This window comes from Syntrophomonas erecta subsp. sporosyntropha (assembly GCF_055395365.1).
Window position 1 is genome coordinate 1,047,617 of sequence record NZ_AP042459.1, and the last position, 15,088, is coordinate 1,062,704.

The window sequence follows — 15,088 nt, forward strand, 5'->3', positions numbered from 1 at the left end:
TTCTTACTCTATTATACCAGAATAAAGCACAACTTAATCCCATTGGTAGAAATTTTTGTTTCTTTATTTGTTTTATTCCCCCAATAATTTAATACGATGATCTTTAAAAAGAGGCTTTTTATCAAGGTCATGATGAGCCTCTATATGGCGAATAGTCCCGGAAGTACTACGCATAACCAAGGTTTGAGTAACCGCACGCCGTTTAAAATACCGAACTCCCTTTAATAAGAAAGAATCAGTAATTCCAGTAGCTACAAAAATAACATCATCTGACTTGGCTAATTCATCCATGGTAAAAATCTTATTTACATTGGTGATACCCATTTCATGACACCGGGCAATTTCAGTATCATCTTCCGGCCATAACCGGGCTTGAAAATCTCCCCCCAAGCATTTAAGGGCAGCAGCTGTTATAACACCTTCCGGTGCTCCACCTATACCCATAAGTATATCCACTCCAGAATCCTGGTAGGCAGCAGCGACTCCAGGAGAAACATCACCATCTGTTATGAGTTTTATTCTTGCTCCTGCCTGACGAACCTCCTCAATGAGCTGCTGGTGGCGGGGACGGTCCAATATAACTACCGTAACTTCACTGATTAATTTATCAAGAGCTTTAGCTACCTGTCGCAGATTTTCCTTAACGGGCGCCTCTAGATGTACTCTACCCCGACATTCTGCCCCCACTGCTATTTTATCCATGTACATATCAGGAGCATGTAATAAAGACCCCCTCGGAGATGCGGCTAGAACAGCAATCGCTCCATTCAATCCTTTAGCAACCAGATTAGTCCCTTCCAAAGGATCAACTGCAATATCCACCTCCGGCGGCACCCCTATACCAACTCTTTCACCTATATAAAGCATAGGGGCCTCATCCATCTCCCCTTCTCCGATAACTACAGTGCCATCTACGGATACAGTATCAAACATAACCCGCATCGCAGTTACTGCGGCATCGTCGGCTCCTTCTTTATCGCCTTTTCCTACCCAACGTGCAGATGCGAGGGCAGCCGCTTCTGTTACCCTCGCAAATTCAAGTGCTAATTCTCTTTCCATTTTTAAAATCCTCCCATTCTCACCCTAAAAAGCCTGTTTCCAGTCAGCCATAAATTTTTCAATACCTGCATCAGTTAGGGGATGCTTAATCAATTGTTTAATTATTTTGTATGGAACAGTCGCAATATGGGAGCCCAGTTTTGCGGCTTCAACAACATGCATAGGATTTCTTATACTGGCAGCAATGACCTCTGTTTCAATCAGGTACTGATCGAAAATGGTCACTATATCATCCAATAAAATCAGCCCATCATTACCACAGTCATCTACCCGACCCAAAAATGGACTTACATAAGCAGCCCCGGCTCGCGCAGCCAGTAAAGCCTGGGTCGCGGAAAATACCAGGGTAGCATTGGTGGCAATGTCCAGTTGCCTTAGGGAAGTAATAGCCTTTAGCCCTTCCTCAGTCACCGGTACTTTAACAACTACATTAGGATGGATACCAGCCAGTTCTTTACCTTCCTGAATCATTCCTGGAGAATCCTGAGCGATAACCTCAGCACTAACGGGACCATCAACCGTTGTACAAATCTCTCTTACCACCTGATGGTAGTCTCGTCGTTCCCGGGCTACCAGCGTAGGATTAGTTGTAACCCCGGCCAATATTCCCAGACTATTAATTTCCTTTATTTCTTTTATATTAGCAGAGTCGATAAAAATCCGCAAAATTCATCCTCCTTTCCTAAATAAATTACAGGTGGTTGTTCCGTTACTCTGCACCCCGGATAACCACCTGCTTATTTTAGCTTTTTTTAAGCTTTGCCGGCACTACCAAATACCCTTATTTTTTTACGGATAATCTCCACAGCTGCCTTACGAGCCGGGCCTAAAATCTTCCTGGGATCAATCTCGTCAGGGTTATTGGCAATAACTTTTCTCATCTCACCTACAAAAGCTTCCCTAATATTCGTATCAATATTCACCTTACAAATACCCATTTGGATAGCTTTTTGTACAGCTTCATCCGGAACTCCTGATGAACCATGTAAGACCAAAGGTATGTCAACCAAAGATTTTATTTGGGCCAATCGTTCAAAATCCAGTTTAGGTTCACCTTTGTACTGACCATGGGCTGTACCAATAGCTATAGCTAAACAGTCTACTCCAGTTTGTTCCACAAAATAGCGCGCCTCTTCAGGATCAGTAAATAAAGCATCCCGTTCACTAACCGAGACATTATCTTCGGTTCCTCCTATTTTACCCAATTCTGCCTCAACCGATACACCTATAGGCCGGGCCATGTCCAGAACCTTTTTAGTATAGGCGATATTCTCCTCCAAAGGTAGCTTGGAGCCATCATACATTACAGCAGTAAAACCACTGCGGATACAACGTACTACTTGATCAAAGTCAGTACCGTGATCCAGGTGTAAGGCTACTGGCACCGGAGAGGATTCGGCCGCAATTTTGACCATACCGGTGATAAATTCCAGGCCAGCATATTTTATAGCCCCCTGACTAGCCTGCATTATAACCGGAGAGTTTTCCAATTCGGCTGCTTCTAAAATTGCCTGGACAATTTCCATGTTATTGGCGTTAAAAGCACCTACCGCGTACCTTTCCTCACTAGCTTTTTCCAAAAGTTCATGTACAGATACTAGTGGCATTAATAAATCACCTCTATTATTTTTTTGAGGACGCTATTTCCATTATCATTTCATTTACCATATTTCGCAATGTTATTATATCAAAGGGCTTGGTTATGCAACGCTTAACCCCGGCATCCAAAGCCTTATTAACTACATCCATCTCCCCATAAGCCGTCATCATTAGAATCGAGGTACCCGGATGGCAGGTCAGTATAGCCTGCGATGCTTCTAATCCATTCATATTAGGCATTTTCATATCCATTAATACGATATCCGGCATTATATTATCTACCATAGGAATAGCCTCTGAGCCATCTGCTGCTACAAATACCTCCCAGCCTTCCTTCTTAAACAACTCTTCTAATAAACGGCGTACACCTTTTTGATCATCGACGATTAATATCCGTCTCGCCATAGGAACCTCCTATACAGCTTTTTCCATATTTATGATTTATTGATTTATGTTCGTCATTAGATATGGAATGTCCTGCCAATAAGAATAAAGTCCTGTGGCTTTTCCATAATATGTATCTAATCAAAGTGTACCGCTTTAAAGTCGGCCTTATTTACATAAACATAGAGATAATGCCCATAAAAGCACTTACAATTAGAATTAATAACAAGACCACCGGCAGCAAGAATAAAATTATAGCCTGGCTGCTTTTAATATCCAGGGCTTCCCGCAAGGCTACCACCTGTAAAATTAATACCCAGCCCCCTGCTAAGATAGGTGCTCCCACTGCCAGCCAGCTAATTCCAGCTATATATGCACCTAGTTGGACAGATGGACCTAGAATCCCGGGTAATGTTGCATACCCCAGACATACCACTAGTCCCCCGGCATTACCCTTTTTATACAGGATTTCGCTAAGTAAGGATAATATCCCACTGATCGTAAGTAAAAAAATTAAAGCTATAAGCGTACCCACTACCGGTTTGAACAGCTGTGCCTCCCAGGATCCAGTATAATAAATCTCCCGGGTGATCCCAGTATTAATAAATAAAGATAAAGCCATTACCAGCAAGTATACCAGCAAAGCCTGCCCGTAGGGACGATCAGCACTTAGCTGACGAAAGGTGGAGGTCGGTTCAAACAATACTCCATAAACAGTATCACTTAAAGATATCATACTACCTCCTCTTAGTTAATAGCGCAGTTCAGTACTGGAACTCCAACCCGACCAGTCAAAAATTTTCATATTTAATACCAGACGGTTCCAGAAGTTGCCCGTATTCAAAACCTTCACGGGGGCATCTTGATTAAGATTAGCCAGCTGGCGGGCCATGTCAATAGCATCATAGTAATTACCCAGACTATCTACTAACCCTAGTTCCAGAGCTTGTTGCCCCGATATCACTCGCCCATCGGCGATTTTAACCAATTCATCAGGCTCTATTTTTCCCTGGCGGCCTTTTAACACCTGATCCAGGAATTGTTGATAGGAGTCTCCTACAATATTTTGTAAAATCCCCCTTTCTGAATCAGTCAATGGCCGAGCTGGTGAGCCCATATCTTTATGCTCTCCACTTTTAATCCTTTCAGTACGAATACCCAACTTGTCATATAGTCCCTCTAAATTAGCAACTTCCATAATTACCCCAATGCTGCCAGTCAGGGTCCCCTCATTAGCTACCACATAATCAGAACTGCAAGCAATCCAGTAACCAGCCGAGGCGCAAACATCACCCATGGAGGTAACCACTTTTTTCCCCTTTTTACGCAATTTATCCAGTTCTATACCAATTTCCTGGGCAGCTACCGAAGTGCCCCCCGGGGTATCTAACCTTAATACTACCACTTTAATATCTTCCCTTTCCCCCGCCTGGCGAATCGTTTCCATTACCTGCATACCACTGGCCGAGGAACCGGCTGTCCAACTCCCTACACTACCGCCAGCAATGGGACCATTAATCTCAATAACCCCTACCCCAGGCCCATTGGCAATTGGATTTTTAGGGCCTGGCCCAATGGTCTCTCGTACAGATACTACGGTCATGATCAGGATGAATACTACAAAAAGGGCTACTACCAGCCGTTTATGCATCAGTTGTCCTCCTCAATAATATAGGATGTACTAGATTCCGATCTTATCTTCCCGGCTTCGCCTTCCCGGACATACAAGCGGACTACATCCCCTCCCGCCAAAGTTTTCCTGACTGGTACTTCTACTACCTCGCCTACCTCTACCGGTACCCCCCATGGTATTTCTACCAAGACCAGTTGCATAAAAACCTTGCCGCGAATAGGATACTTATGCCCGTGTAGATAGACCCCGGGTTGAAACCTGCTTATATTTAGATAAGTTAAAATTGTTCTGGCCACTATCTTAAGAAAGTCCTTAAAGCTGGCCGGACGGTTCATAACCTCTACATTTAATCCATGTTGGTAACCTACAGGGATAACTGCGATCTGGGCCTTCTTTTTTAACCGGTAGGTACTGTAATAGCCTAGATAACTTCCCGCCGGGAGCGTCCTGACCGAAATGATCCGGCTCTTAAAACAGTAGGGATCTTTTAGAAGCAGAGGATTAGCAAAATCACCCACCGGATGCTGTCCGGATAACAAGGTTCCGATCCGGACTGCATTCAAATGCATCCGCGGGTATTTTAAAAATACTGCACTATTGGCACAATGTTTAACCGGTATCCGGTACCCGGCCTCCTCTAAAAAAGTTACCACTTTCATAAATCGATCAAATTGTTGCTTAGTATAGCGGGAGTTAGAAGCTGCCTGAGCCATATGCGTATATATTCCTTCAATGTATATGCGAGAATTGTTCTGAAATTGCCGGCATATTTCTACGGCCTCAGGACCGGTCAAACCAAACCTTCCCAGCCCGGTATCAATTTTCAGATGAATAGTAGCCGTAATATTTAATTTATTGCTTACTTGTTCTAATAGATCAGCATCCCATTGGGAAGTAACACTTATAGTCAGATAATTTTTCAGGGCTTCCTCCATCTGGTTCGCAGTAGCCAAAGTAGTAAAAAGCATTATACTAGCTCTTATTCCAGCCCGGCGAAGGCACAAAGCTTCTTCTAAAAAACTGACGGCGAAAAAATCTACTCCATTTTGGTAGAGGATACGAGCTACCTCTATAGCCCCATGCCCATAGGCATCCGCTTTAAGTACTGCTATCAGCCTTACCTCTTCGTCTAATTTAGACTTAACCTGCTGTAAATTATTTTGCACCGCATCTACATCAATTTCTATCCAGCGGTCACACAGACCATCAGGATTAACCATTACATTATCCCCTTGTTATCTTCATATATAATGGAATAACCCGGTTCCATAACCAGTAAAAGAAAGGTGAATAAACTAAATCCCATTCGCCTATAAATTCGGTAAATTCCCCATTGAAACCCTTTTTAAAACGATATAACCCATAGAGAGGATTATTTTCATCTAAATCTCCAGAAACTCCCCGAAAATCATACATAGTAGCACCATGGTTACGGGCCCAGCAAATCATTTCCCACTGCAAAAGATAATTGGGCATTACATTGCGGTATTCGTTGCTAGAGGCACCATAGAGATACCAGGCCTTATCTTTCAGAATAAGGGCCAGGGTAGAAGCAATAACCTGTCCCTCATATTCAGCCAGGAATACCTGGGCATAACCGCCATTTACCATGTAGTCCCATATCCACTCAAAATACTCATAACTGCGGACCAAAAATTGATCCCTTTCCGCAGTTTCTTGCAGTATATCGTAAAATATCCTCAGGTCTTGTTTTCCTTCCGCCTGCCGGATTGTTACCCCTTTACGTTTGGCCAGGCGAATGTTATAACGCCATTTGGAATGCATAGCTGCTAACAGGTCTTTCTCAGAAGGGGTAATATCTAAACGGAAGACAAAACGAGGTTGTACCCCTTCAAAATCTAATCCGGTTTTATTTTGCCTAAACCCGCACTTTTTTAATATTTCCGGGAAATGATAGTTGTCCACTTTTATATCTGGATCAATTTTAAGAAATATAGCCCCATGGTCTTTAGCTACCCGGACTGCTCCTTGAAAAAGAACCTGGCTTGCTTCTAGGCTATCTATATCAACCACTGGACCCCGGGGTGAATAAAAAATGCATTTTTTAAAACCTGGAATGGGTAAAGTCCTTTTTAATATTAATAAGGCTCCTCTTATTGCACCATCTTCCTCCAATACCATAGGCAGAGGCTCCCAGCCGGTTCCTTTTTTAACCTGTCCCCATTCCCATAGCTGCAGAAAATGCTCTTGAGGATGGTTAGTAATAAACTGGTTATACCTGTCTTTTTCATCCTGGTTGATAATTCTAGTGGTAAACATAAATCTCTCCTTAGAAATTTTTCTGTCTGATGTTTAAAAAAATTATCTCCTTCCGATATCCATTTTAGCACCTTCCGGGGCTATGTTAACTCCCGGCTATAGAAACTTTTGTAAGACACAGATAGGAAATATTCACAACTGCCCCCATGATTATAATCATAAAACGGGAGGCGGATCACCTGTCCGCCTCTTTTGTTTATTATTCTTTTAAACAATATTATTTGCTTTGCCGGTATACCAGGGCACTTTCTACTAAACCCATAAATAATGGGTGGGGACGATTGGGACGGGATTTTAATTCAGGATGAAACTGGCAGGCTACAAACCAGGGATGACCTACCAATTCTACCATTTCCACTAATCTTCCATCAGGAGAAATCCCACTGATTTTCATCCCCATCTCTTCAAATTTTTCCCGGTAATCGTTATTTATCTCATAACGATGCCGGTGCCTTTCCTGAATCAGATCCGTACCGTAAATTTGTTGGGACCGGGTTCCATCCAATAGCCGGCAGGGATATACTCCCAGCCGCATGGTCCCCCCTTTATTTTCTATTTGTTCCTGATCAGGCATTAGGTGTACCACCTGATGGGATGAATTCGGATTAAATTCAGTGCTATTAGCATCTGCAAAATGACAAACATTTCGGGCAAACTCTATTACTGCACACTGCATACCCAGGCAGATTCCCAGATAGGGAATACGATTTTCCCGGGCATAACTAGCCGTGGAAATCTTACCCTCTATGCCTCTTTCTCCAAACCCACCTGGGACAATGATGCCATCAAGATCCTGTAAAAGGGCTTCTGTCCCCTCTTTTTCTATCTTCTCGGCATATATCCAGCGAATATCTATCTCACTACCAAACTGAAATCCGGCATGATTTAGTGCTTCTACTATGCTAAGGTAGGCATCAGGTAGTTCTACATATTTACCTACCAGACCAATGGTGACTTTTTTGTCCAGGCTGCGCACCTTACGAACTATTTCTTCCCATTCGGCTAGTTCTGCCTGCTGGCACCTAAGACCTAGTCTTTTAATAACCTCTTTGTCCAACCTTTCCCCGGCTAGCATCAGAGGTACTTCATAAATAGAGGAAGCATCCTTAAGTTGGATAACTGCCTCCCGGTCCACATCACAGAAGAGTGCTAATTTGGCTTTTAAATCTTCCGACAAATCTTTTTCCGTACGACAAACCAAAATATCAGGCTGAATACCTATACTCCTGAGTTCTTTGACACTATGCTGGGTAGGTTTAGTTTTTAGCTCTCCAGCTGCCTTTATATAAGGAACCAGGGTCACATGAATATACAAAACTCGCTCTTTTCCCAGATCAAATTTAAGCTGGCGGATAGCCTCCAGAAATGGTAAGGATTCAATATCTCCTACGGTCCCACCTATTTCGGTAATAATTACATCAGGCTGAGCTTCTTTCTCAATTAAGGTAACCCGGTCTTTAATCTCATTAGTAATATGGGGAATTACCTGTACGGTCTGCCCCAGGTAATCCCCTCGTCTTTCTTTATCCAGAACTGCCTGGTATATCCTTCCGGTAGTACAATTGGCCAGGCGGGTAAGGTTTTCATCTACAAAACGCTCATAATGTCCCACATCCAGGTCAGTTTCTGCTCCATCATCAGTGACATACACCTCTCCATGCTGGTAAGGACTCATGGTTCCAGGATCAACATTTATATAAGGATCGAACTTCTGCAAAGAAACCTTTAATCCCCGGCTTTTTAACAAACGCCCCAGTGATGCTGCAGTTATTCCCTTTCCCAACGATGAAACCACGCCGCCCGTGATGAATATATACTTTGTCAAGGCTAGCCCCTCTCTTTCCCTATCTTAGCTACAAAATCCTTTGCAATTTTAACCCTTAAGCGGCTTATGGTCAACTGGAGTAGAGATCGAGAACTATGACTTGAGTTTCCTGGTTTTTGCCAGCCTGGTTTACCTGTAAATATGGTTTCTTTACTACCTTATCAAAATTCTTGGTGAAATCTTCCACGGGACTTAATTCGGTAGCTATGTCATCCATTCTAAAATGCATAGGGATTACTGTGGCAGGCTTTAGTTGATTTACTACCTGTACCGCTTCCCTGGCATCTATAGTATAGACACCCCCTACCGGTATAAGTAAAACATCTACCTGGCCAATAGCAGCAATCTGATCTGCATCCAGCAGGGTCCCTAAATCCCCTAAATGTACTACGCTGATACCTTCCGCCTCAATTTTGTAAATAACATTAGGACCTCGTTTTTTACCACCGTCTTTATCATGAAAAGATGAAATCCCGGTTACCTTTACCTCACTCAGGTCAAAAAAACCGACCTGTTGTCTAATAATACGAGGATTTCCTTTCAATGCTTCCACCGCATTATGATCCCAGTGCTCATGGCTAACCAAAGCCAGGTCTACTTTGCCCTGATAAGGTGGCAAACCTGACCTTTCATCAATAGGATCATTGATAATACTGGTTGACCCGGTCTCTATTAAAAACGAGGCCCGCCCTAGCCAGCTAATTTTCATAACTTATCCCTCCGGCTTAACTCTATTACTATCGTAAAACCAATAGCCTTCTCCCTGGTACACCAGGCGGTTATCCAGGTTAAGGCGAGTATACATGGAAGTCAGGGTATTAGCATCTTTTTTTCTACCCATACGTTCAGCTATCTCCTGCAGCAGCGGCTTATAATGCAACGGCTCCTGCTTCTCAGCCAAAATTTCCACTGCCCAGTCAGCTTCACTCTTCTTCCTTGGTAACATTACTATCCCTCCTACATTTGTTCAGGGGCATTTACACCTAAAATGCCCAGAGCATTTTTTACCGTGGTGCGAGTAATATCCATAAGAAGCAAGCGTGCCTCCTGCAATGCATGGTCACCAGTTAATACCCGGTGGTGGTTGTAAAAACTATGAAACAACCCAGCCAGATCAAGTACATATCTGGCTATACGGTGAGGTGCCAGGGTTCGGGCAGCAATACGAATCTCATCGGGAAAATCAGCTATTTTTCGTAAAAGTAACAGTTCCTCTTCTTCATTTAACAGGGAGGTATTAATCTGCTCAATCGGCCCCAAGCTGACTCCTGCCGCCGCCGCCTGCCGGAAAATGCTACAAATGCGGGCATGGGCATATTGAGCATAATAGACCGGATTATCCTGGTTTTTCTTTTTGGCCAATTCCAGATCAAAATCCAGATGACTATCCGGGCTGCGCATCACAAAGAAAAAGCGGGCCGCATCCTTACCTACTTCTTCAATAAGCTCATCCAGGGAAACGGTTGTCCCAGTACGTTTAGACATACGTACAATATTACCTCCACGGTACAGGCGCACCAGCTGCATAAGTACAATATCCAAACGGTCAGGGTTATATCCCAGGGCCTGCATAGCTCCTTTCATGCGAGCTATATGACCATGATGATCAGCTCCCCATACATTGATAACCCAATCAAACCCGCGTTCGAATTTATCTAAGTGATAGGCGATATCAGCTGCAAAATAAGTCGGTAAACCGTTAGCCCGTTTAAGTACTTCGTCTTTTTCATCTCCAAAAAGGGAAGATTTAAACCACAAGGCTCCTTCATTTTCATATATATATCCCTGCTCCTGAAGCCGGTCTATTACCTGGTCGACCTTGCCTGCATCATGCAAGGTCTGTTCACTAAACCACACATCATATTCTATACCAAAATTGATCAGGGTCTTTTTTATATAAGCTACTTTTTCTTTCAGGGCAAATTCTACTAGTATTTTACGCCGTTCTTCAGCTGGCAAATCATTAAGTTTATTACCATAGATGGCCATAATATTTTTGACGGTATCAATAACATCCTGGCCCGCATACCCATTCTCGGGGAAAGGCACACTATGCCCGGTTAGTTGTAAATACCTGACTTCTAAAGAATCGGTAAATATTTCTATCTGATTACCAGCATCATTTATGTAAAATTCCCTTTGTACCTCATAACCAGCCCGTTGCAATATATTGGCCAGGGTATCACCGATAGCACCTCCCCGGGCATTACCCATATGCAGATTACCCGTAGGATTAGCACTCACAAATTCTACCTGCACCTTTTTCCCTTGAGGAGCATTGTAACCATACCTTTCTCCCATTTCGTGTACTAGTATCGGTATTTTAAAAAGCCAATCATTTTTTAAAAATAAATTTATAAATCCGGCACCAGCTACTTCTACTTTTTCCAGTAGAGAAAGTTTGTCTATTTCCAGATGCTCCACGATAATCTCAGCAATCTTACGTGGTGCCATACGTGCTTGCCTGGCCAAAAGCATGGCTACATTACAAGCAAAATCCCCATGTTCTTTTTCCCGGGGAACCTCAATTACAAAGTCCGGAATGGACGCAAAATTCAGATGCCCCTTTTCCCTGGCTTCCTCCAGCGCATCAGTTAATATCTCCTGCAGGGAAAGCTGTACTTTTTCAATGGGATTCATCGCCCGACCTCCTGAGTCTAATTTTTCCTAAATACTTACGCTAAACGACGGTAAAACTATATAAAAACAGAGCCACCGTGCTCCTCTATTACTAAGGAGGTTAAAATCATGAAGTTAGAACCAGGTGAGCATGCTGTTCTAGGCTATTTCCATGATGAAACAGGAGCTAGCAAAGCAGTGACCGTGTTAGTGGAAAATGGTTTTATTGATATAACCATTGATAATATTAGCCGCCTCCCCCGGTGGCGCACCAGTACTGCTAGTAGTTTATCCTCACTGGTGCTAGATACTCATCCTGATAAACGGCAATATGCTCCGCTGCTTAATGCAGACCATGCCGTAAGCGGTCTTTCTATGGGACGGATTCCTACCGGAGCTGCCAATATTGTGGTAACGGTAATTACTAAAACTCACCGGGCTGGTGAAGCTGCCCGTATTATGCGTTCTGTTAAATAATTAGTAGGCCATAAAAAAGCTACTAATCTGGAAACCATAGTTTAAAATAATCATTCATATCCTGGTGAGCTTCTTTTTTTATAACGGCCAGCAAGTCTTGGCTTGAAGCTATAGCAAAACGATACTCGGCCAGGTAACGCCGGAGAACTTGGTTTATTTTTTCCTCTCCTAACTGCTCCTCCAGACCAAACCAGAAGGCTTCACCATCATTATAGGCAGTTAGGTAATAATCTTGGGTAGAATATATATCACTAAGCTCCCTGGCCAGGTTCCCTTTACGGGGCATTTCCTGGCGGGGGGGGATTTGATCGCGACAATGCTCTAAATACTTATAGGCACTCCAATTGGCCAGACCTTCATCTAGCCATGGTTCCTTTATCTGATCATTGCCAACTAAACCATACCACCATTGATGAGCTATCTCATGGGCAAGAATAAACTCACCTCGGGTCGGTTGGAAATCAGGATCAGCAAATTCTTCTCTTAGAAAGATTAAACCCGAATACTCCATACCGTGAAAACCTTTCATGGGTACAAAAACCACATTAAATTCCGGATAGGGATAAGATCCCCAGGTACAGGAATAAAAATTAAGTATCTCCCCGGTCTGGTTAAGAATTTTACCGGCTTGATCGGCTTTGTCACAAGGCACATGCACAGTTACGGTAGTATTATTTATATCTTTTTGCATTCCGTTATAATCATGCATAATTACCATACAAAAATCACGTACCTGGTCTGCCTTTATAAGATAATTTTGCCGCCCGTTGTCTTCTGCTATTCTTTCCAGATTAGTACCAGTTGATACCAGGGTATAAGTTTCCGGTATACTTACCTGGATGCGATAATTAGCCGTATGAAAACAAAATGGGTCGCCGAAAAATGAGTTATATGAATTATGCCACCCATCCCTTTCCATTACATTAAGGATCGGATAAAAATTTCCCAGCATATATACCCCATTTTTATAGCCAAAGCGGTAGGCCAGGCGAGGAATATGCACCCTCCATTTTAGATCTACGACTATATTTTGTCCGGGAAGAATATCGCTTTCCGGGTTTAATTGTAAAGATACCCCCTCACGAAAATAGTTTACTTTTTTACCGTTTAGATTAATTTCATCAAATTCAATCCATCCTGGATCAAATCCAGCATAGTAAGCCTCCCGGGGTGCAGGAGTTTGAGCCGCATCTCGAAAAGCATCAGGATAAATAGTAAAATAAAAATCTTGTAATACCTGATCCGAAGTGTTTTCGGTATTTAACCGGGTAGCACCATAAATGGTACTGCTGTTAATATCTAGGTATAAAGTCATTTCATAAAAGGTTTTATCCGGCGCAGGAAATAGCCCTTTATCAGTGGGGCCGGACAACGGAGCACAAACAACCCCATGAGGCTGGTAACGTCCATAAAGAAAATAGGCGGCACAAATGACGCCTATTATTATTATCACCAGATAAAGCCTGCGCCTGGTCAAATCATTTCACACCATTCAAAAAATGAATTCCCTCATACATTTTACACTGCTACCCTTTTTAGGGAAAGGGGTTTAATTAACGGTATAAAATAATATCTTCACGGTAATCCTTTTGCAGATCCCGTTCCAAAAAGTTTAGAAAGCTCACCAGCATAGCTGACGCTTCGGCTCTAGTCAGTACTTGTTGGGGATTTATTCTATTGTATGCATCACCACTTACTAACCCTATTTCCCGGGCCATATATATGGCATCCCGGGACCATTCCGGAATCTGATAATCGTCTGCAAATGAGGTAGTATAACCTGGTGTAGGCGCCTGGGACTCGAAACCTAAGGCGCGAATTATAATGGTAATCGCCTGTGCCCGGTTAAGGGGTTGTTCCGGTCCAAATCTATTCGGAGTAATACCACTGATAATACCCTTATTTACGGCTTCTTTAACATAGGAATAGTTAGTATCGGTAGCCGGTAGATCTATAAAGGGAGATACTTCCGGCTCTCGGCGCCGGGAACGCAGCACTTTTTTATCCGGCTGGTCTATACGCATATTAGCTCCTTTAACTATGGCCCGGGTAAAATCAATTCGACTCATAGGTACCTCAGGAGCAAAAAACTGAGCATTTCCTTCGAATACATCCAGGGAATAAAGTTTTTGAATATCCTCTTCGGCCCAATGTCCACCAATATCCCGAAATTTCGGAACAATAAGCCGTTCCACCCTGGGTACCATCTGCTTATTTAGCTTTAATTGCCCGGTTTGACGGGAACTGCCCACCGGTTTTCCTTCATCCACCACCGGCAGGTTATATTTATAACTGCTGTACATTTCTTGGTTGGTGACCCGCAAATGCCCCCCGGCAAAACTGGATAAAGTTGCTTCATTATCGGAATATTGCAGGCTTTTGCTCATACTATCGGCTACCTGTACAGTTACAGTACCCTCCCAGGAAACCGGTTCAGGTTTAGTCTCTTTTTCTTCCCCTTTCAGTTGTCGATCTACCTGGATGATATATTCCAGTTGCTGGGTCTCGGTACTGCCCCAGAAGTTCTCATAGCCGACGGTTCCGCCTGTTATTTCTACAACCACCTGCCCTTCCGATTTATTAATAGAATAAACCTTGCGGGCGGTGAGGCTGCCTGAGTAGTAATCTGAAGCAGGACGATTGTCGATAACATCAGATTTTGAAAACTGGTAATCCTCCAGGCGGTATTTGTCCCCTTCCAATTCAATTTCCTCTTTATATTTATCTACTTCCATCTGAGCAGTAGTCTGGCCTTTATCACTAAAGAGCGCATAAGTAGTCTTGTAGGTTATGGACCGATCTAATTCACCATCTATCATTGGATCTACCGGTGTTAGTTTAATGCGGTAAGTAATGGTACTACTATCATCTTTATCACGGCGTTTTATGCTAAAGTCTTTGCCACTGCCAGCGAATTTTACCGGGGTACCATTAATGAAAACCAATTCCTGGTATTCATATTCATTATGTATTCCTCCGGTATAATCAGGTGGAGATGCCTGAGTATAGCTCGGAAATGCCAGGAGAGCTGTTATAAGAATAATTAAGCCCAATTTTTTCATAGTATCCTCCCCGTTATTCTATGTCAAAGAGTTTTATACATGCTAAATGAATCAGGTCTACCTTAAGGTTCCCAAAAACCCGGTCTAGTTTTTTGACCGAACAGGCATAGTTAGTTTTTATATGAGGCCCTGGTTACTTACCCCGACATA

15 protein-coding genes are annotated in these 15,088 nt (G+C 43.0%); 1 reads left to right on the forward strand and 14 read right to left on the reverse strand.

Annotation, left to right across the window (positions count from 1 at the left end):
- Positions 1-72 precede the first annotated feature (72 nt).
- From glpX to argS, 12 genes are all read right to left on the reverse strand, one after another.
- Positions 73-1,059, reverse strand: a complete 987-nt coding sequence (glpX, locus tag ACZ5Q0_RS05045) for a class II fructose-bisphosphatase (protein ID WP_446819054.1) — start codon at positions 1,057-1,059, stop codon at positions 73-75.
- A 24-nt stretch (positions 1,060-1,083) separates the two neighbouring features.
- The gene (gene fsa / locus ACZ5Q0_RS05050) at positions 1,084-1,725 is read right to left on the reverse strand and encodes a fructose-6-phosphate aldolase (RefSeq protein WP_446819053.1); all 642 of its coding nucleotides are present in this window, start codon (positions 1,723-1,725) and stop codon (positions 1,084-1,086) included.
- A gap of 86 nt (positions 1,726-1,811) precedes the next feature.
- Complete coding sequence (locus ACZ5Q0_RS05055; protein ID WP_446819052.1) at positions 1,812-2,666, reverse strand: class II fructose-1,6-bisphosphate aldolase; 855 nt, start codon at positions 2,664-2,666, stop codon at positions 1,812-1,814.
- Between the two features lie 16 nt (positions 2,667-2,682).
- Positions 2,683-3,063 carry a response regulator gene (locus tag ACZ5Q0_RS05060; protein WP_446819051.1) on the reverse strand — a complete coding sequence of 127 codons (381 nt, stop codon included), beginning with the start codon at positions 3,061-3,063 and terminating at the stop codon, positions 2,683-2,685.
- 151 nt (positions 3,064-3,214) lie between these two features.
- Positions 3,215-3,778 carry a YIP1 family protein gene (locus tag ACZ5Q0_RS05065; RefSeq protein ID WP_446819050.1) on the reverse strand — a complete coding sequence of 188 codons (564 nt, stop codon included), beginning with the start codon at positions 3,776-3,778 and terminating at the stop codon, positions 3,215-3,217.
- A 15-nt stretch (positions 3,779-3,793) separates the two neighbouring features.
- The gene (gene sppA / locus ACZ5Q0_RS05070; protein ID WP_446819049.1) at positions 3,794-4,693 is read right to left on the reverse strand and encodes a signal peptide peptidase SppA; all 900 of its coding nucleotides are present in this window, start codon (positions 4,691-4,693) and stop codon (positions 3,794-3,796) included.
- Positions 4,693-5,895 (reverse strand): alanine racemase, encoded by a 1,203-nt coding sequence (alr, locus tag ACZ5Q0_RS05075; protein WP_446819048.1) that lies wholly within the window; start codon positions 5,893-5,895, stop codon positions 4,693-4,695. Before alr ends, sppA begins: the two co-directional genes overlap by 1 nt.
- Positions 5,896-5,899: 4 nt before the next feature.
- Entirely contained in the window at positions 5,900-6,955 is a 1,056-nt protein-coding gene (locus ACZ5Q0_RS05080) for a lipid II:glycine glycyltransferase FemX (RefSeq protein ID WP_446819047.1), read from the reverse strand.
- A 217-nt stretch (positions 6,956-7,172) separates the two neighbouring features.
- A complete protein-coding gene (locus ACZ5Q0_RS05085) occupies positions 7,173-8,780 on the reverse strand; it encodes a CTP synthase (protein ID WP_446819046.1) in 1,608 nt (535 codons plus the stop codon).
- A 70-nt stretch (positions 8,781-8,850) separates the two neighbouring features.
- Positions 8,851-9,489, reverse strand: a complete 639-nt coding sequence (locus ACZ5Q0_RS05090; protein ID WP_446819045.1) for an MBL fold metallo-hydrolase — start codon at positions 9,487-9,489, stop codon at positions 8,851-8,853.
- A gap of 3 nt (positions 9,490-9,492) precedes the next feature.
- Complete coding sequence (rpoE, locus tag ACZ5Q0_RS05095; protein ID WP_446819044.1) at positions 9,493-9,726, reverse strand: DNA-directed RNA polymerase subunit delta; 234 nt, start codon at positions 9,724-9,726, stop codon at positions 9,493-9,495.
- Between the two features lie 11 nt (positions 9,727-9,737).
- Complete coding sequence (gene argS / locus ACZ5Q0_RS05100; RefSeq protein ID WP_446819043.1) at positions 9,738-11,420, reverse strand: arginine--tRNA ligase; 1,683 nt, start codon at positions 11,418-11,420, stop codon at positions 9,738-9,740.
- 108 nt (positions 11,421-11,528) lie between these two features.
- On the opposite strand from argS, the gene ACZ5Q0_RS05105 reads away from it, so the two are divergent.
- Entirely contained in the window at positions 11,529-11,876 is a 348-nt protein-coding gene (locus ACZ5Q0_RS05105) for a hypothetical protein (protein WP_447182788.1), read from the forward strand.
- Between the two features lie 22 nt (positions 11,877-11,898).
- Here the strand turns inward: ACZ5Q0_RS05105 and ACZ5Q0_RS05110 are convergent, their stop codons facing one another.
- Entirely contained in the window at positions 11,899-13,353 is a 1,455-nt protein-coding gene (locus tag ACZ5Q0_RS05110) for a M1 family metallopeptidase (RefSeq protein ID WP_447182789.1), read from the reverse strand.
- A gap of 76 nt (positions 13,354-13,429) precedes the next feature.
- On the reverse strand, positions 13,430-14,938 hold the full coding sequence (locus tag ACZ5Q0_RS05115; protein WP_447182790.1) for an S-layer homology domain-containing protein: 1,509 nt from the start codon (positions 14,936-14,938) through the stop codon (positions 13,430-13,432).
- Between the last annotated feature and the right edge of the window lie 150 nt (positions 14,939-15,088).